General features: G+C 54.9%; 17 protein-coding genes. 8 read left to right on the plus strand and 9 right to left on the minus strand.

Annotation, left to right across the window (positions count from 1 at the left end; translation table 11 throughout):
- The first annotated feature begins 2 nt into the window (after window positions 1-2).
- Together GH984_RS04110 and GH984_RS04115 are read left to right on the plus strand one after the other, a co-directional pair.
- Complete coding sequence (locus GH984_RS04110) at window positions 3-866, plus strand: branched-chain amino acid ABC transporter permease (protein WP_153718939.1); 864 nt, start codon at window positions 3-5, stop codon at window positions 864-866.
- Entirely contained in the window at window positions 863-1,798 is a 936-nt protein-coding gene (locus GH984_RS04115) for a branched-chain amino acid ABC transporter permease (RefSeq protein WP_253939115.1), read from the plus strand. Before GH984_RS04110 ends, GH984_RS04115 begins: the two co-directional genes overlap by 4 nt.
- A 54-nt stretch (window positions 1,799-1,852) precedes the next feature.
- Here GH984_RS04115 and GH984_RS04120 read toward each other — a convergent pair whose 3' ends face one another.
- Genes GH984_RS04120 through dapA form a run of 8 tightly spaced genes read right to left on the minus strand, consistent with a single transcriptional unit; the run spans window position 1,853 to window position 12,190 of the window.
- Window positions 1,853-3,067 (minus strand): ABC transporter substrate-binding protein, encoded by a 1,215-nt coding sequence (locus GH984_RS04120; protein WP_216643618.1) that lies wholly within the window; start codon window positions 3,065-3,067, stop codon window positions 1,853-1,855.
- A gap of 18 nt (window positions 3,068-3,085) precedes the next feature.
- A complete protein-coding gene (locus GH984_RS04125) occupies window positions 3,086-4,972 on the minus strand; it encodes an ATP-binding cassette domain-containing protein (RefSeq protein ID WP_153718940.1) in 1,887 nt (628 codons plus the stop codon).
- Window positions 4,969-5,298 carry a putative signal transducing protein gene (locus GH984_RS04130; RefSeq protein ID WP_153718941.1) on the minus strand — a complete coding sequence of 110 codons (330 nt, stop codon included), beginning with the start codon at window positions 5,296-5,298 and terminating at the stop codon, window positions 4,969-4,971. The genes GH984_RS04125 and GH984_RS04130 overlap by 4 nt, the downstream gene beginning before the upstream one ends.
- 39 nt (window positions 5,299-5,337) lie before the next feature.
- On the minus strand, window positions 5,338-5,925 hold the full coding sequence (gene msrQ, locus GH984_RS04135; RefSeq protein WP_253939116.1) for a protein-methionine-sulfoxide reductase heme-binding subunit MsrQ: 588 nt from the start codon (window positions 5,923-5,925) through the stop codon (window positions 5,338-5,340).
- Between the two features lie 6 nt (window positions 5,926-5,931).
- On the minus strand, window positions 5,932-6,909 hold the full coding sequence (gene msrP / locus GH984_RS04140; RefSeq protein ID WP_153718942.1) for a protein-methionine-sulfoxide reductase catalytic subunit MsrP: 978 nt from the start codon (window positions 6,907-6,909) through the stop codon (window positions 5,932-5,934).
- A 19-nt stretch (window positions 6,910-6,928) separates the two neighbouring features.
- Window positions 6,929-10,816 carry a phosphoribosylformylglycinamidine synthase gene (purL, locus tag GH984_RS04145; RefSeq protein WP_153718943.1) on the minus strand — a complete coding sequence of 1,296 codons (3,888 nt, stop codon included), beginning with the start codon at window positions 10,814-10,816 and terminating at the stop codon, window positions 6,929-6,931.
- Window positions 10,817-10,826: 10 nt separating this feature from the next.
- A complete protein-coding gene (locus GH984_RS04150; protein ID WP_153718944.1) occupies window positions 10,827-11,318 on the minus strand; it encodes a hypothetical protein in 492 nt (163 codons plus the stop codon).
- Window positions 11,315-12,190, minus strand: coding sequence for a 4-hydroxy-tetrahydrodipicolinate synthase (gene dapA / locus GH984_RS04155; RefSeq protein WP_153718945.1), 876 nt, complete (start codon window positions 12,188-12,190; stop codon window positions 11,315-11,317). The genes GH984_RS04150 and dapA overlap by 4 nt, the downstream gene beginning before the upstream one ends.
- A gap of 118 nt (window positions 12,191-12,308) precedes the next feature.
- Here dapA and GH984_RS04160 point away from each other — a divergent pair, with 118 nt between their 5' ends.
- Genes GH984_RS04160 through GH984_RS04170 form a run of 3 tightly spaced genes read left to right on the plus strand, consistent with a single transcriptional unit; the run spans window position 12,309 to window position 14,623 of the window.
- Complete coding sequence (locus GH984_RS04160; RefSeq protein ID WP_153718946.1) at window positions 12,309-12,842, plus strand: glycine cleavage system transcriptional repressor; 534 nt, start codon at window positions 12,309-12,311, stop codon at window positions 12,840-12,842.
- Between the two features lie 14 nt (window positions 12,843-12,856).
- Window positions 12,857-13,330: a peroxiredoxin gene (locus GH984_RS04165; protein WP_153718947.1), complete on the plus strand. Its 474-nt coding sequence runs from the start codon at window positions 12,857-12,859 to the stop codon at window positions 13,328-13,330.
- 9 nt (window positions 13,331-13,339) lie between these two features.
- The gene (locus GH984_RS04170; RefSeq protein WP_153718948.1) at window positions 13,340-14,623 is read left to right on the plus strand and encodes a PhoH family protein; all 1,284 of its coding nucleotides are present in this window, start codon (window positions 13,340-13,342) and stop codon (window positions 14,621-14,623) included.
- On the opposite strand, the gene GH984_RS04175 is transcribed toward GH984_RS04170, so the two are convergent.
- Complete coding sequence (locus tag GH984_RS04175) at window positions 14,620-15,714, minus strand: AI-2E family transporter (RefSeq protein WP_369691933.1); 1,095 nt, start codon at window positions 15,712-15,714, stop codon at window positions 14,620-14,622. The two genes, GH984_RS04170 and GH984_RS04175, sit on opposite strands and share 4 nt — an antisense overlap.
- 99 nt (window positions 15,715-15,813) lie before the next feature.
- On the opposite strand from GH984_RS04175, the gene GH984_RS04180 reads away from it, so the two are divergent.
- Genes GH984_RS04180 through GH984_RS04190 form a run of 3 tightly spaced genes read left to right on the plus strand, consistent with a single transcriptional unit; the run spans window position 15,814 to window position 18,837 of the window.
- Entirely contained in the window at window positions 15,814-17,241 is a 1,428-nt protein-coding gene (locus GH984_RS04180) for a beta-barrel assembly-enhancing protease (protein WP_172973163.1), read from the plus strand.
- A complete protein-coding gene (locus GH984_RS04185; protein ID WP_172973164.1) occupies window positions 17,241-17,834 on the plus strand; it encodes a poly(R)-hydroxyalkanoic acid synthase subunit PhaE in 594 nt (197 codons plus the stop codon). The genes GH984_RS04180 and GH984_RS04185 overlap by 1 nt, the downstream gene beginning before the upstream one ends.
- Window positions 17,827-18,837: an alpha/beta fold hydrolase gene (locus GH984_RS04190; protein ID WP_172973165.1), complete on the plus strand. Its 1,011-nt coding sequence runs from the start codon at window positions 17,827-17,829 to the stop codon at window positions 18,835-18,837. Before GH984_RS04185 ends, GH984_RS04190 begins: the two co-directional genes overlap by 8 nt.
- Window positions 18,838-18,940: the final 103 nt, after the last annotated feature.

Below are 18,940 nucleotides of genomic sequence, written 5' to 3' on the forward strand. Positions count from 1 at the left end.
GCATGTGGATTGAAGTCACACAGCTTTTTATTAACGGACTGCTGCTAGGCAGCATCTTGGCGCTGGGTGCTGTGGGCGCCACTATGATTTTTGGCGTGTTGCGATTTGCCCATTTTGCGCATGGCGATTTGATGACCATGGGCGCTTACTTCGCCCTGCTTGTGGTGGTTAGTTTGAATTTACCCGTCATGGTGGCGCTGCCTGTTGCCATGCTAATGACCGCAGGCCTGGCGGTGGGTATTGATCAGGTGGTTTATCGGCGCATTCGCCGCGTACAACCGGTTATCTTGTTAATTTCCTCGTTTGCGACAGCGCTTATCTTGCGCGCCGTGGTGCAAATGATTTGGGGCAGCAGCAATCAGGTTTATGCCACTGGTATACAGATGCCCTGGCGAATCGGCCCGTTAGCCATCAAACCTGATCATATTCTGATTTTCTGCGCCGCCGCCGTATTGGTCATTGCCGTTCATCTATTTTTAAGCCGAACCCGTATGGGCAAGGCAATGCGGGCGATGAGCGACAATATGAATCTTGCGCTCATTACCGGCATTCCGGCAGACCGAGTCATTATGTGGACCTGGGCCATCGGCGGTGCGCTTGCCGCCGCGGCTGGGGTATTTTTAGGAATGGACACACGCTTGCACCCCGTTATGGGTTGGACATTGCTGCTGCCAGTATTTGCCGCCACCATTGTTGGCGGTATTGGTCGGCCGTATGGCGCCATTTTTGGCGGGCTGCTAATTGGCTGCGCCATGGAGTTATCCACGTTGATTATTCCTGGTGCCTACAAACCCGCCGTGGCGTTTGCCATTATGATTTTGACACTCATTTTTCGGCCTCAGGGCATCATTAAGGGTGCACTATGATGGAATTATCGGGGTTGATCTCTTACGCGGTCTTTTTCCTCACGCTGGTGGGCATTTACGCCATTCTCACGCTTGGTCTTAACGTGCAGTGGGGCATGACCGGGCAATTCAACATTGGCATTGCCGGTTTTTTTGCTGTGGGTGCCTATAGCACCGCTATTCTATCAACAGACCGGGCTGATAACTGGCTCGGCGGTTTTGGGCTGCCCTTTCCAGCCGGCTTGGTCGGGGCCATCTTAATCACCATTCCGATTGCATGGGTAATCGGCCGCATCACCGCTAATCTGCGCACCGATTATCTGGCCATCGCTACCATTGGTATTGCCGAAATTATCCGCCTGTTCTTTCTAAACGAAAGCTGGCTTAGCAATGGCGTTCGGGGCATTCCTGGCATCAGCAAACCGTTTGGCTTAGGCAATAATGGCTATCTGCTCTTAGTCATCGGCTTTGTTGCGCTGGTTTACCTGCTGGTCGAAGTAGCCCGTCGCTCACCGTGGGGGCGTGTGTTGCGCGCTATACGTGATAACGAACCAGCCACTGCCGCAGCCGGCAAAAACATTGCCCATTTCCGCTTACAGGCCTTTGTGGTGGGCTCCTGCATCATGGCGCTAGCAGGCGCGCTGTATGCGCATTTTGTAGGCTTTATCAGCCCCGAGGCATTTCGCCCGCTCTACGGCACATTTTTAGTATGGGTCATGCTCATTGCCGGGGGCAGTGGCAACAACTTAGGCGCTATTTTAGGCGCACTGGTGGTGTGGCTTGTATGGTCATCAACCGAAATGTTAGCCGGCTTAATGCCCAGTGGTTTGGTGGCCAGCGAAAGTGCTTTCCGTATTTTCTTAATTGGCGTACTACTGCAAATCATTTTGGTTACACGGCCATCAGGCTTATTACCCGAGCGCCGCCCGCCGCTGCCTGGGCGTGATCAATAAAAAAGGCCAGCCCATCGATTACGAAAGGCTGGCCTGAGTTCTCTAACCGTTTAGTTAGAGCGACGGTTCAAATACCCGAACGGTCACATACTCGCCGTTTTGGATTTCCCAATGGGCAAAGGTGCCGCCCACATCGCCATTTTCATCAAAATTGACGCTGCCTGAGGCGCCTTCATAGTTGATTGGCGTGCCGGCTTCTAGCAATGCCACAGCTTCAGCAAACTGCCCAGGCCCCACAACTTCGCCCGCGGGGTCGTTAATTGCCCGCAGATGATCACGAATTGCGACGGGATCGTTACTGCCAGCAGCCACGGCGGCCAGCGCAATGGAGTACACCGCATCGTAAGCCGTATCGATGTAAGGCACCGGTGGTACTTCGCCATAGGCAGCCTCGTAGGCTGTCTGGAAATGCGCCGCTGCATCGGTGTCATCCCGTGCTTCTGCGGCGGTACCAAAGCTGCCATTGAGGAACTCAGCCCCTAGGTTTTCTACGATCTGGGGCGACTTCATGCCATCGGTAAAGAGAAAATCGGTAAAAAAACCACCCTCAAGCGCTTGGCGAATGATGGTTTGACCATTTTCTGGATAACCAATCAGCAATAACGGCGCACTGCCATCGCTTACCTGATTAAGCTCACCCCGATACGAGGCCTGCCCTGGCTCATAGCCACTGCGCCCTACCACCGAGCCACCCGCGGCATTAAAAGCATTTTCAAAGGCATCAGCCAGGCCTTCGCCATAGTCGTTGTTGATGTACAACATGGCCACAGAATCAACACCCTTTTCGACCGCTACTGCGGCTAGCGCAACCCCCTGATAGGCATCGGAGGGCGTGGTGCGAAATAGAAAGTCATTATCGTCTAGCCCCGTCATTACCGGTGAGGTTGATGCATTAGAGATTTGCGGCACTCCCTCTACCGAGGTCACACTGCTTGCCACCGGAATGGTCACGCCACTAGATAGCGCGCCAACAATGGCCGATACGTTGTGCACAGATACTAATCGCTGCGCGGCATCTACGCCCGACTGCGGCTCAGTCTGTGTATCGGCAAGCTGCAGCTCAACCGGAGCACCAAACACACCACCGGCGGCATTGATTTCATCAAGGGCCAGCTGGGCTCCATTACGAGAGCTCTCACCATAAGCCTGCAAGTCACCGGTCATCGGCATTAGCGCGCCCACACGCAGCGAATCTGCCTGCGCTGCACCGGCCAGCATCATCAGTGACAGGGCACCAGCCGTACCCCAATGTTTTGCGTTATTAGTCATACTTTCCTCTCCGCTGGATTAAAATTCGTCGGTTTCAAGAATACTCGGCCTGAGTGCCGCTGACAAAGCCTCCTCCGCCGCCATCCACTCGGCTTCAGCCGCTTGTCGATCAGCGCGCAAGCCTTCTGACTCTTTGAGTAACTCAGCAAGCGCTTCCTTAGCGGCTGCTTCATACAAGGCATTATCTGCTAAGCGATGATCTAGCGTCTCAATTGCCTCATCCAGCGCTTCCAACTGCGCTACAGCCGTATCCACACGGCGTTGCAGCGGGCGCAATGTGGCCTCCGAGCTGCTCTTGGCCTTGCCAGATTGACGGGGTTTGCCTGATTTACGCTCGGCAGGCCGTGCTAACCACTGCCGATAAGCCTGCAAATCACCATCAAACCGCTCAACCTGCCCACCGGCAACTAACCAATAATCAGCCACGGTAGTTTCTAACAAATACCGATCATGCGATACCACCACAACCGCGCCCTCAAACCCTTGCAGCGCCAAATTAAGGGCATGACGCATTTCAAGATCTAAGTGATTGCTTGGCTCATCCAACAACAGCAAATTAGGCGCCTGCCAAACCAACATCGCCAAGACTAATCGAGCTTTCTCACCACCTGAAAAATCGGCCACTGGGCCTACAGCTTGATCACCATGAAAGCCAAAGCCCCCTAAAAAGTCCCGCAACTGCTGAGGCTCAGCCCGGCGACCTAACCGCTCTAGGTGCAACACGGGGCTGGCCTGTGCATCCAGCTGCTCAAGCTGATGCTGCGCAAAATAACCTACAGCCAGCTTGGCAGAGCGCTGAATGGTGCCGCTGATGGGCTCTAGCGTACCCGCCAACCCGCGCACTAAGGTGGACTTTCCCGCGCCGTTTGGGCCAAGCAAACCAATGCGATCACCTGGCGCTAATGTTTGCCGAATACCACTCAAAATGGCGGTATCGCCATGGCCTAAACTCACGTTATCTAGGGCAAGTAAGGGGTTACCCGCCTTTGGCGGTGCCGGAAAAGCAAAGGAAAACGGCGAATCCACGTGCGCCGGGGCCACCTGCTCCATTCGCTCAAGCGCTTTAATGCGGCTTTGCGCCGCGCGCGCTTTAGTGGCCTTAGCGCGAAAGCGATTAATAAACGCCTCCATATGCGCGGTTTCACGTTGTTGACGCTCATACAAAGCTTGTTGCTGAGCTAGCCGCTCTGCCCGCTGCCGCTCAAACGCGCTATACGCACCGGCATAGCTGGTAAGCTTGCGATGCTCTAAATGCACAATGCCGGTGACCACGGCATCAAGAAAATCCCGATCATGGGCAATCATAATCAAGGTGCCTTGATAGCTTTTAAGCCACTGCTCAAGCCATAGCACCGCCTCTAAATCGAGGTGATTGGTTGGCTCATCTAGTAATAATAAATCTGAGGGGCACATGAGCGCGCGGGCCAAATTTAGCCGCACCCGCCAGCCGCCAGAAAATGCCGAAACAGGTTGAGACTGCACCTCGGCAGCAAACCCCAGCCCATGCATTAAGGCGCTGGCACGCGCTTGGGCATCATATCCGCCCGCCGCCTCAAGGTTAGCGTAGGCATAGCCAATGCGCGTGCCATCTTCGCTTTGCTCTGCCGCTGCCACTTCCGCTTCTGCTTGACGCAGCCGCGTATCGCCATCCAACACATGCTCAATGGCCGGTACCGGCAGGCCTGGCGTTTCCTGCGCTAAATGCGCCACGCGCCAATCTGCAGGCAACGAAACCTCACCCGCATCAACCGTAATTTCACCGCGCAGCAACGCAAATAAGGTGCTTTTACCCGCACCATTGGCACCAATCAGCCCAAGGCGGCTGCCCGCGTGAACCGTCAGACTGCTATGCTCGATGAGCGGCTCTAAACCGCGGCGCAGGGTAATGTCTCGCAGCTGAATCATCCCGGCATTCCCCCGCAATTCCAACACTGCGCAAACTGCCCCTCAATGCGCTCACCACAACGCTCGCACGTCCAGTCGTCTGGTGCGGGGGCGGTGGGTGCGAGCACCTCGTCAACCAGCTGTTTGGCAATCGTGACATCCTCGGCATCTACCCAAATTTCAGGCCATGCCTCGAGTGGCGGAATCTCTCCGGCACCCCCCATCAAATGGCGATTGCGCACTAAGCAATGAATACCCCGTGCTTCAAGCACCGCGGCAATGTGACCAGCTATTAGAGGATCGGCAACCGTGTGAATATGCTGCAAATGGCTGCGTGTTTTTTCCATGGCGAGAGGCTAACATAGCCAGCCATAGACAGCGTGCTCTTAAACCACACGCCAACGACGCAACGCCCTAAACCCCAGTAGCAGGGCCAAAATAGCGGCGTAAATTAATGGCTCGGTCCACCGATTGGCGCGAATCAGCATAAAAAAATGGAGCACACCCAGCACGGCCGCGGGATAGATTAACCAATGCAGTTGCTGCCAGCGCCGGCCTAAGCGGCGTATCCAGCCTTTTGTGGACGTGATAGCCAGGGGTAATAACAGCAAAAACGCACTCGTGCCGATCAGGATGTATGGCCGATCAATAATATCCTCAACAATCGAGCTAAGCACCGCACGATGTTCAAAAACAATAAAAATTGAGAAATGCGCGCTGGCATAAGCAAACGCCCAAAGCCCAACCTGACGGCGCAAGCGCACCAACCAGTTGGCTCCAGTTAAATGCCGTAGCGGCGTAATGGCAAGCGTTACCAACAGCAGGCGCAACCCCCAGCTGCCGGTGCCATGCAACAAGGCCTCAACCGGATTAGCGCCAAGGCCACCCGTTAACAAACGCTCGATTAAAAGCCCGGCAGGCACAGCGCATAAAATAAATAGCCCCACCCGCAGGGTAGGCAGCCAAGTCAGCATCAAAGTTTAATACTGCGCGCGCAGATCCATACCGGCATACAGCGGCGCTACCTCATCTGCATAGCCGTTAAACATTAGCGTATCGCGTTTGAATAACTCACCAATACGCCGCTCTTCGGCCTGGCTCCAGCGGGGGTGATTAACCTCGGGGTTTACATTGGCGTAAAACCCATACTCACTCGGCGCCAGTTGGGCCCAAGTGGTTTCTGGCTGCGTTTCCTGAAAATGAATGCGCACGATCGATTTAATACTTTTAAACCCATACTTCCACGGCACAACAAGGCGAATGGGCGCGCCATTTTGTGATGGCATCTCTTTGCCATATAACCCGGTGGCCAAAAAGCTTAATGGATGCACGGCTTCATCCATACGTAGCCCCTCGCGATACGGCCAATCAATACTGGCAAGGAAGGAAAAACCCCGTGCCGCCTGCGCGGGCATTACCTGCGGGTCGTATAACGTATCAAAGCGCACATATTTGGCTTTTGAAGTGGGGGCGGCGCGCTTAATGACCGAGGCCAAAGACACCCCTGCCCAAGGAATCACCATTGACCAGGCCTCAACACATCGTAGCCGGTAAATACGCTCTTCCAGTGTCAAACCGCTGAGAAAATCATCAATCTCAAACTCACCCGTATTGTCTGCCTCACCACTGATGGTGATAGTCCAGGGGCGATGTTCCAGACGCTTTGGCGCCAAGCTTGAGGGGTCTTCTTTACCGGTCCCAAACTCATAAAAATTATTGTAGGTGGTGATCTCTTCGTAGCCAGTTAGCGTTTCATCGGTGCTAAACGCGCTATCAGCCAAGCCATCAAGCGACTCCAGCGCCTCCATCGGCTTTGCGGTCACAAAATCGGGGGCTAAGATCGTGCCGGCTGCCGCTAAAGCAGAAGTTTTTAAAAATCGGCGACGATCACGATAAATCGATTCCGGCGTAATCTCAGAGGGCAGCACATCGCTAGGGCGTCGTTTTTTAATCAACATAGAACACCTTGCCTATGGGTTAGCCCAACGCACGTCGGGCATTACGAAAGAGTCGCAGCCAGGGTGCATCTTCACCCCACGCCGCAGGACACCAAGAATGCTGTACCGCCCGAAACACACGCTCAGGGTGCGGCATCATAATTGTGACTCGGCCATCCGTATTACATAGACCCGTTATTCCAGCAATCGATCCATTGGGATTTTGTGGGTAGCGATTGGCGGCTTGATTTTGGCTATCAATATAACGCAGCCCAACCAGATTATTGGCCTGTGCCTGCGCCTGCGCATTTGCATCTGCAAACACCGCACGGCCCTCGCCATGCGCAACCACCACTGGCAAGCGAGAGCCTGCCATATCGCCAAATAAAACGGATCGTGATGGCAACACCTCAACCATGCTTAAACGCGCTTCATATTGGCGGGACTGATTAGCCTCAAACACCGGCCAGTGCGTGGTACCGGGAATAATTTCCGCCAGCGCGGAGAACATTTGGCAGCCATTGCACACGCCAAGCGCCAAGGTGTCTGTGCGAGCAAAAAACGCCGCAAAGGCATCACGTAATTTCGCGTTAAATAGAATACTACGCGCCCAGCCTTTGCCGGCACCCAGCACATCGCCGTAAGAAAACCCGCCACAGGCCACTAGCGCCTGCATGTCTGATAGGTGCTGCCGGTCTGCCAGCAAATCACTCATATGCACATCTACCGCGGCAAAACCGGCGCGCTCAAAAGCGGCGGCCATTTCGATATGGCTATTAACGCCCTGCTCACGCAGCACGGCCACTTTTGGCATTACGCTTGTTGCAATAAAGGGCGCCGCCACATTTTCTGCCGGATCAAACGACAGCTCTGCCCGCAGCCCTGGGTCTGCATAATCAAGCGCCGTATCAAAGGCTGACTGGGCGCAATCAGGGTCATCACGCAAGGCCTGCATCCGATAGCTCGTTTGCTGCCAGGCCTGCTCCAAATCAACTAACGCCTCATCAAGTACCGATTTACCCGCATGCCGCAGAGTAACCCGCGGCGCTGGCTGCAAACGCCCTAATGGCACCAGTGTGTGTTCAATGCCGGCAGCAGAAAAAGCGGCTTGTACCGCGGCCCAATCGTCTGCTTTGATTTGCGCCACCCAGCCCAACTCTTCGGCAAACGCCGCGGCCAAGGGGTTGTCGCTCAGCGCATCAAGCTCAACGGTTATACCCTGGCGCCCGGCAAACGCCATTTCTGCCAAGGTAACTAGCAGGCCACCATCGCTGCGATCATGCAGCGCCAGTATCTGGCCAGCGGCCAGTTGTTCTTGGAGTACGTTAAAGGCGGCAGCAAAGGTTTCTGGCGAGTCACAATCAGGCGTTTCACCGCCCATCAGCTGATATACCTGATGCAGGGCCGAGCCGCCTAAGCGCATGCCTTGCCCCGGCTGAATCAGCACCAGCTGGCTATCTGGCTCTGGCTGCAGTTGCGGAGTAACACCCAAGCGCACGTCCGCCACCGGCGCAAAGGCAGAAACCACCAATGTAACCGGCGAGGTAACCGCTTTATCAACCCCCGCCTCCGACCACACGGTTTTCATAGACAACGAGTCTTTACCCACCGGAATTGCAACGCCCAAGCGCGGGCAAAGCTCACGCCCTACCGCCTCCACCGTGTCATAAAGCTTTGCATCTTCACCAGGATGACCACAGGCAGCCATCCAATTAGCCGATAAGTTCACCGCATTTAAACGGCCAACGGGCGCACCCGCTAGATTGGATAACGCTTCTGCCACTGCCATCCGGCCAGATGCCGGCGCATCTAATAGTGCAATGGGGCTACGCTCTCCCATGGCCATTGCCTCGCCCCGGTAGCCTTGGTAATCGCCCAACGTCATCCCATAATCGGCCACCGGCACCTGCCATGGGCCCACCAGTTGGTCGCGGGCCGTTAAGCCTGTTACCGTTCGATCAACAATCGTAATTAAAAATGTTTTAGCGGCCACGGTGGGCAGTTGCAGTACCCGATAAGCCGCGGCTTTAACGCTAATGTTTGCCAGCGACGGCGCTTCGGGTTGATACGCAAGCCGAGTCACATCACGGCGCATTTTGGGCGGCTTACCCAACAGCAAGTCCATGGGGATATCAACCGGCGCATCGCCCAGTTCTGCATCAGTCACTGCTAAATGCTGTGACTCGGTTGCCTGGCCAACCACGGCAAAGGGCGCGCGTTCACGCTCACAAATGGCTGTAAATTCCGCTAAACGCGAGGCATCTAGCGCAATCACATAACGCTCTTGCGCCTCATTGCACCAAATCTCCAGTGGCGACAACCCCGCCTCATCAACCGGAATATCGCGCAACTCGATTTGCCCACCACGCCCTGAGTCATCCAGTAGCTCTGGCAGGGCATTCGACAGCCCACCAGCCCCCACATCATGAATAGCAATGATGGGATTTGCATCACCCGCCCGCCAGCAGCAATCAATCACCTCTTGGCAGCGCCGCTCCATTTCCGGATTGCTCCGCTGCACCGAGGCAAAATCTAGGCCTTCGTCACTTTCACCACTAGCAACGGATGAAGCCGCGCTTCCACCCAACCCAATCAACAAGGCCGGGCCACCCAGTACGATTAGCGGTGAGCCGGCGGGCGCAATGCCCTTATCCACTTGACTGGGCCGAATCGCACCCATACCACCGGCAATCATGACTGGTTTGTGATAGCCACGCACTTCAGCACCATTTGGGCCATTAATCGTCTGCTCAAATGTTCGAAAATAACCGCAAAGCTGTGGGCGACCGAACTCATTACCATAGCGGGCCGCACCAATCGGCCCATCAAGCATAATCTCTAGGGCAGAGGCCATGCGGCCTGGCTTGCCATACTTGCGCTCCCAAGGTTGCTCTGCCCCCGGGATCCTTAGATTGGATACCGAAAAGCCAGCCAAACCCGCTTTGGTACGTGCCCCGCGCCCGGTGGCCGCTTCATCTCGAATCTCACCACCAACGCCAGTGGCCGCACCAGAAAACGGTGAAATGGCGGTGGGGTGATTATGCGTTTCTACCTTCATCACCAAATGCGCAGGCTCGCTGAGGCGATGATAAAAGTGATCATCGCCCGGGCCATAGCGCTGCACGGTGCCCGACTCAATGACTGCGGCATTGTCATGATAGGCCGATAGCACGCCCTCAGGCCGCATCGCGTGGGTATGCCGAATCATGGCAAAAAGCGAGGTGGGCATTGGCTGGCCATCGATTACCCAATCGGCATTAAAGATCTTATGCCGGCAATGCTCTGAGTTGGCCTGCGCAAACATCATCAACTCAACATCGGTGGGGTCGCGCGCCAGCTCAAGATAATGCGCCAGTAAATAGTCAATCTCATCAGCCGAGAGGGCTAGGCCAAGCGCATTGTCGGCATCCAGCAGGGCTTGTCGGCCTTGCTGGGCAAGTGGAATACGCGCCAGCGCAGTGGTTGGGCGATGGGCAAACAAATCCTGTGTGGCAGCCCAATCGGTGACCACCGACTCGGTCATTCGATCATGCACGGCGGGCGTTAGTTGCTCTAACCCAGCTGCATCCAACGGGGTACCATCTGCCGTGGTGGCGGTCAGGCGAACGCCATATTCAATACGCTGCACCGCTGTTAAGCCACAGCGCATCGCAATTTCGCTAGCACGGCTTGACCAAGCAGACACGGTACCAATGCGCGGGATGATATACAGAGCGGGGGCTTCGGCCTGACCTTCTGGCAGCGTTTGCGCTTCTAACAACGCCTGCAGCCGCTGCAGATCCGACGCTGACAGATCTGCATTAGCATTAATTAAATAAAATGGTTGCGTGTAGAGCTGGCCCAACTGAGGCAATCGCTCATGCGCGGCACGCAATTGGCGCACGTCCACAACTGGCGTAGCGGGAGCAGCAGCAATTAAAATCAACATCAATCGCCCCTTAGGGCCGAAGTTGTTCAGCAAGCACACCGAGAATTTGGCGCGCAACCGGCGCTGGTGGCGCGGAGCCGTCTTCGTTCTCCACAACAACCTGCGATCCTACACCCCGTTCGCCAATAGGCCGATCGGTAACGCGCAAGATAAACCGCCCCACGCCGTCTTCTGATTCTGCATAGCGAATCAGGTGAGTGGATGCATCCGCATCGGATTCGACAATCGCAAACCCGCTACGAATAAGGGCGCGACCCACAATCGCCCAGCCCGCATCCGGAGGTACGCCTAAGCTTAACCCTTGGCTAACGTCAATCTGCTCAAAGTCGATGTCAGCATCCGATGCCTGGGTACTAGAGCGAGTACGATCTTCCAGTAGGTTAGGAGGCGTTAGCAGGGCCTGCTGCGCTTGTTGCTCAGGCGATAACTCACGCCCACCACCACAAGCACTCAGTAAACCCGCCAAAATCAGTACAACAAACCCAAGGCCTACGCTTTTCACAATACCCCCGCCAACAGCAAGGCCTGACGAACCGTTTCGTGGTGCTGGGACGCCAGCGGCGTCATCGGCAGACGCATGCCAGGACCAATCAACCCCATTTCACACAACGCCCATTTGACCGGAATTGGGTTCGTTTCAACAAATAACGACTTATGCAGCGCGGCAAGACGCGCATCTAAACGCTCAGCCTCTTCTCGCTCGCCATCCAGCGCGGCCTGACACATTCGGTGCATCAAGTCAGGCGCCACATTCGCCGTTACCGAAATACAGCCCTTCGCGCCGGCCAAAAGCAACGCCAAATTGCGCGGGTCTTCACCGCAGTAAAGATCCAAGCGATCACCACATTGAGCGATGAGCGTTTCGGCACGATCCACATTGCCCGAGGCCTCTTTAATACCAATAATATTGGGGATATCCGCTAAACGATCAACCGTATCCGGCAATAAATCACAAGCGGTGCGCCCCGGTACATTGTATAAAATTTGGGGCAGCGGCACGGCATCAGCCACGTGCTTAAAATGCTGATATAACCCCTCTTGGGTTGGCTTGTTGTAGTACGGGGTAACTAGCAGAGCAGCCGCGCACCCGGCCTCCATCGCGCAGCGGGTGAGCTTTTCTGCCTCCCATGTCGAGTTAGCACCGGTGCCCCCAATAATGGGAATGCGATCGGCGGCAATCTCTACGACTTGGCGCATTACATCGCAATGCTCATCGTAATCCAGCGTTGCCGATTCACCGGTGGTGCCAACCGCCACAATGGCATCGGTCCCGTTTTCAACATGCAACTCAACCAGACGCGCTAAGCCCGCCTCGTCAATTGCCCCGTTTTCATGCATTGGTGTGGCCATTGCCACCATGCTGCCTTGGAACATTTCGTCTTCATCCCCACGCGCAGTTAATGGCGCGATGTTAGCCCTGCATACTCAGAGTGACAAGCGGCAAGTCGTCTTCAACATGGTACACTTCGCCGGCACATTGTCGGGCAGAGCCATGCAAAAGAACTTTCTTGTCATTTCCGCGCTCGGCGAAGATCGCCCGGGCATTGTTAACGAGCTAGCCAAGCTGATCGCCGAAACCGGCTGCAGCATTGAGGATAGCCGCATGACCGTGCTGGGTGGTGACTTTGCCATCATCCTGCTGGTTGAGGGGCGTTGGAATGAGCTTGCCAAGCTGGAAGCCGGATTTCCCTCCGCCGCACGCCGGCTCAATCTTGCCATTCATGCTAAGCGCACAACCCCGTTGCAAAGAGAATCTAACCTCTTGCCCTATACCGTCGAAGTGGTGTCGATCGATCACCCGGGCATTGTTCATCAACTCGCCAACTTTTTCTCTTCTCGAGAGATTAATATTCGAGACCTGACAACAACCAGTTATTCGGCCACTCATACCGGCACACCCATGTTTCAGGTGCAAATGACCATCGATATTTCCGCAGCCATTCACATCGCAAGGCTCCGAGAAGAATTTATGGATCTCTGTGATCAGCTAAACCTAGATGCCATCATTGAACCCGCAAAAGCCTAGGAGTAAACCGCGTCATGTCAGACATTGTCATTGATCAGCCCATTCCTGATTTTACCTGCCAAACCGCAGAAAACACGCCTTGGCAGTTATCGGAGCAGCGCGGCCATCATGTGGTTTTGTACTTTTTTCCGCGCGCCAACACGCCCGGCTGCACCACAGAAAGTGAAGCGTTTCGAGACTTAGACCCGCGCTTTGGTGCACTGAACACGATAGTTGTGGGTATTTCACGAGACAAACCCAAAACGCTGGCAAACTTTCGCGATAAATATGGGTTTCCGTTTACCTTGCTCAGCGACCCAGAAGAAACGGTCTGCAACTTATTTGGTGTTATGCGAGATAAGAATATGTATGGCAAAAAGGTACGGGGCATTGAGCGCAGCACCTTTTTAATCGATTCAGCCGGCGTGCTTCGCCAAGAATGGCGCAAGGTTAGCGTAGATGGCCATGCAGAAGCCGTTTTAGAGGCGGTTGCCAACCTTGGCGGCTAACATAGTCTGATGCGCAAGGCCTATTTGCTCGACACCTCAGTCTTGGTACATGACCCCGCGGCCCTGTTTCGATTTGGTAAACAGGACATCTACCTGCCACTGGCGGTATTAAAAGGCCTTGATGACGCCCGGCATGGCAATGCCGAGCAAGCGCGCAACGCATTGCAGGCTGCGCGATTTTTAGATGAGCGCCTCATGGGCAGCGACCCCGCCCAACTGGAACGCGGCATTCCGCTTGGAGAAGGGCTCGGGCGGCTATACTTTCTAACGGCACAGAACCCGCAAGATGAAACTGACTCTGTGCTGCATGCAGCGCGCAGACTGGCCGGTAGTGCGTCTGACTTGCAAATCATCGTTGTAGCCCGCGATATCAATTTACGCATTCAAGCCAACGCACTCGGCCTGCATGCTGAAGATCATGAATCTGATAGCCCGGTTGATGATCCAGACCTACTGCCCCGTGGCATGCATGAGCTGGCAGAAAACGAAACACCCGAGCAAGCGCTTGCGCATTATGACTGCCAGGCCAATGAGTTTTTAATTGATTCCGCGCAGCAGCTGGGCTTTCGCGTTAGCCAATCAGACAACGCGGGGCTGGCAGCGGTGCCGGTAACTGATTATGGCCCTCACGGTGAGGCCGTTTGGGGCATTCACGCCCGCAACTTACAACAAACCCTAGCCTTTAACCTATTAATGGACCCGCAGGTTGATCTGGTTGTGCTGCTAGGAGCTGCGGGCACGGGCAAAACACTACTGACGTTGGCCGCGGGGCTCGCCCAAACGCTGGATAATGCCCGCTACCAAGAAATCTTAATGACCCGTGCTACCGTGGCCATTGGTGATGACATTGGATACCTACCCGGCACAGAAGAAGAAAAAATGACGCCCTGGATGGGTGCGCTGCTAGATAATTTAGAGATCTTGGGCGCACAAGACGCCGAAAAAAGCCGCTGGGGCCAGGCAGCTAGCCAAGAACTGCTCAAAAGCCGCATTCGCGTTCGTTCGTTAAGCTTTATGCGCGGACGCACCCTGCTCAATCGCTACATGGTGTTGGATGAGGCACAAAACCTAACACCGCAGCAAATGCGCACGCTAATTACTCGCGCCGGGCCTGGCACCAAAATCGTTTGCTTAGGCAACCTACGACAGATTGATACACCGTGGCTTACCCCCACCACCTCGGGGCTAACCTATTTGCTACATCGTTTTCAGCATTGGCCGCATGCGGGGCATCTTACGCTTAGCCGTGGCGAGCGCTCACGCCTAGCAGCCTACGCCAGCGAAGTGCTTTAAGCGCCAGGCTCCGGCTCAGGCTCATCCTCGGCTGTTGCCCGAGGCCACGCCTTCATAATGGCCTGAATAACCGTAGCCAGCGGAATGGCAAAGAACACACCCCAAAAACCCCAAATACCACCAAAGATCAAAATGGCAATAATGATTGCCACCGGATGCATGCTCACGGCCTCTGAAAAAATCAGCGGCACCAGCACATTGGCATCAATGGTTTGAATAATGGCGTAGGCAATCAAAATCCACATAAACTCACTGCTTGCGCCAAATTGAAAGTACGCCACGATAGCAATCGGCAGTGTGACTACGATGGCACCGACATAGGGAATAATGACAGACAGCCCCACCAGCAACGCCAGCAGCATCGAAAATTCGAGCCCAAAAAACAACCAAACCAAATACGTGCCAAACCACAGCACAATAATTTCAATAATCTTGCCTCGAATGTAGTTGCCGATTTGCAAGTCGACCTCACGCCATACCGACACCACAAGGCTATGATGCCGCGGCAAAAACTGCTGAGCCCAACCGAGAATGCGCCCCTTATCCCATAAGAAAAAGAAGATCAGCACGGGCACCAGCACGGCATACACAATCAGCGTGATGACCATCACCAAAGAGGCAAACGATAAAGACGACACTAGCCCCCGCGCATAACTAATTGCTTCGCGCCGAATGGTATCGAGTAGGGCTGAGACCTGCTCTGCCGAAAAATACTCGGGATAATTTTCAGGCAATGCCAATACGGCTTGTTGGCCCTGATCAAGCATTGCGGGCAGATTCTCAACCAACTGTATGAGCTGATTCATAATCACAGGCATAACTGCCAATACAATCATCGCCACAAAGGCCACAAACAGCAGATACACCCCGGTAACCGCCCAGCGCCGGCTGACTCCATAACGGCTCAACCCTCGCACCAGCCCCTCAAGCAGATACGCCAGCACAATGGCGGTAAAAACCGGCACCAACATACTGCCCAGCAGCGTTACGGTAGCCACACCCAGTAAAACAATTAGGGTAAGCCCCACAATTTGAGGGTCGCTTAAATGGCGGTAAAACCAGTCACGAACGGTGTACATTGGCGTGGCCACAAATCACTCCTATTAGGTACCGCATGGGGGGAAATTCTACACGGGGTTATACTGTCTAAAATTTACTGTTTAATAAACCATGCGTTGGTGGGCAATAGTATGCGGGCAAAGCACCTGCCACAACTTATAATAATTGGAATGCTGCTCTGCGGTGTCAGCCTGCCGGCGGCTGGGCTCGATTTATCACTGCCCGATCTTGGCAACCCCTCAACGCAAGTGCTCAGTACTGCAGAAGAGGCGCGTATTGGCCGGCAGATGATGAATGAAATTCGCACCGAGCTTGATCTTGTCGAAGATCCGGCCATTAACGCGTATGTTAGAGCGCTAGGTGCCCGAATTGCCACCGCAAGTGATTCTGGCGGCTCACCACTGCAGTTTTTTGTTTTGGCTGATGATCGCATTAACGCGTTTGCCATGCCCGGCGGTTATATCGGCGTTCACAGTGGCTTAATTACCGCCTCAACCACCGAAAGCGAGCTTGGCGCGGTCATTGCGCATGAAATTGCGCATATCACCCAACGGCATATCGCACGGCGCCTAGCGGCGGCTACCAGCAGTAACTTACGCTCCGCTGCCCTGGTGATTGCTGGCCTTTTAATCAGCACACAAGACCCTCAAGCCGGTATGGCGGCCGCTACCTCGGGTATGGCCAGTGGCATCGATAGCCAACTGGCTTATTCGCGCGATCATGAACGAGAAGCAGATCGAGTCGGCTTGCGCATCATGGCAAATGCGCGGCTAGACCCGCACGGGATGCCTGATTTTTTTCAAATCCTTATGGATGACAGCCGCTATCGCCGAGATCCACCGGCCTTTTTGAGCACCCACCCTCTAACTGATGCGCGTATTGCCGATGCCCGCGCATTAGCCAACGATGTTAAACCCTCAGACGCATTTGAAAGCCCGGATTATGCGTATATACGGGGGCGTACGCTGGCGCTGCAAGCGCCCAGCCGCACCGCGCTTATCGATGAACTACGCAAAGAGCGCAACGAGACCACGCCTTCCCTTAACTATGCGTTGGCCATCGCGCTGATTAACGGGGGTAATCCTCAAGAAGCCACCGTCATAGTCGAGGACTTGCTCGCACAACAGGGCGAGCATGCCTTGTTATCGCTAGCGCTTGCCGAAGCGGCGTTTGCCGACGATGATCCAAAAACGGCGGAAGCAATTGTTGACGAGGCGCTTAGTCTTTTTCCGGGCGATCCTGCTCTGCGCGCAATGGCCGTTGAGCTCAAACTAGCCGAGGGCCAGGCAAACGCAGCGCTCCGGCTCACCCGAAACTTGGTACAGCAATCTCCTCAAGCCGTTGAGCTGTGGACTTTGCATGCACAAGTGGCCAGTGCGGCTGATAATCCGGCTGAATCAGCCTTAGCAATGGCTCAGTATCATGCGGTTCAGGGCGACTATCGCAGCGGGCTGCGTCAGCTACGCCGACTTGATAGCCTATTAGTCACACCTAGCCAGCGGGCTCGGGCTGAGGCACTCAAAACGCAATGGGAGGCGGCACTCACGCCGGCGGGATAATGGTTACAGGGCAAGGCAATGATCCACTGGGCATCATGGAGTTGCTGCACAAAAGCACACAAGCCCTTAACGAGGCTGAATCGCCCGAGGCCGCCATACAGGCGCTACGTGAGCAGTGGGCAGAAATGCCAATCCTGGGGCCCTTTCCGCAGCGCCAGCAACTGCTGCAAGACCTAGCGGGCGACAGCGCACGTTATCAGCAAGCCATTAACCAACAGCTCTCAGCAGCGCAGGCTTTTTTTAATGACTGTTTAGGTGAATTTCAAGCCAGCATCGAAGCGGATGAAACCGCTCCAGACGACTGGGCCGCGCGCTGGATTGCCATTGCCGAGCCCCGGTACGAAGCGTGGTTGGATCAGCCTGAAACCCAAGACAACATCGCCGAGCTGATTAACGCCTGGAGTGCCTATACCAAAACGCTTCGGGCACTGACTGATGAAATGCTGGAAGACCTTGGAATGCCCTCTAGCCGTGGACTAGACGATATTGCCGAAGAGCTCCAGCGAATGCGCCGGCGCTATCGCCAACAGCTTAATGAATTACGGGCTGATATCGAGGCGCTCAAGGCAGCGCAGGCCGCGTCGGATGGATAAAACCTCAGCGCTAGATCTGGCTAGCTATACCACTCCCCATGAGGTGGTTAGTGACACCGATAATGCCCAGCTACTGCGCTTTGGCGACCCCGCGCTGCCACCCCTGCTGATTATCTACTCCCTAGTCAATCGCCCCGTTATTCTTGATTTAAGCCCCAAACGCTCGGTAATGACCACGCTTAGAACCCATGAGGTCTGTCCCTATTTACTGGCATGGCGCCCACCACAGGCAGCACGCCGGCATTTAGGGTTGGCCGATTACATTCTTGGGGATATTGCTGAGGCGGTTAACTGGATAACACGAGCACACCAACAAGCCCCTGCTTTGCTAGGCGTATGTCAGGGTGGCGTGCTTGCGCTGTGCCACGCTGCGGTTCAACCCGCATCGGTGGCGGGCGTGATCACGTTGGCAACACCGTGGAACAACAGCGGCAATGATAATCGCTTAGCGCAAATCGCAAAACGCATTGATATCTCCGCGCTGATTGCGGCCACCGGCAATGTGCGCGGCCCGGGGCTTGCTACGTTTTTTGCTGCGCTCAAGCCATTTGCGCTGGGGCCGCAACGTTACAGCGCGCTCACCGCGCTGGCGCAAGCAAGCAGCCAAGAGATAACCGAGTTTATGCGCATGGAGCGCTGGATGTATGACGGCCCAGATTTGGCAGGCACCGCCTTTGCTGAATTTGCCGAGCAGATTTATCAAAAAAATGCGCTTGCTAATGCCACGCTGCACATTGACTCTGAGCCCGTCTCTTTACAGGCCATTCAGGCGCCCGTGCTCAACGCCTATGCGCTAGATGATCATTTAGTACCGCCCAGCGCAGCCCAAGATCTTGCCCAAGCCGTCAGTGGGCCCGCTACCGAAATGTCACTACCCGGGGGGCATTTGAGCCTATTTATCGGGCGTCGAGCACATGCCGAACTCTACCCAAAGATTGCCGATTGGGTATTGCAGCGCAGCAACGAAAATACTTGCCAGTTGCGAAACACGCCCGTAATTTGAATACCGTTGTTGAGAAAAAGTGCCAAGAGGAGGAGGCTGCCGCCACTTAAATAAGAATTCAGGCAGCAACAAAATAAAGCACCCCGCTTCGAGGGTGCATTAT

Source organism: Spiribacter salilacus (genome assembly GCF_009649225.1).
Taxonomy (GTDB): Bacteria; Pseudomonadota; Gammaproteobacteria; order Nitrococcales; family Nitrococcaceae; genus Spiribacter; species Spiribacter salilacus.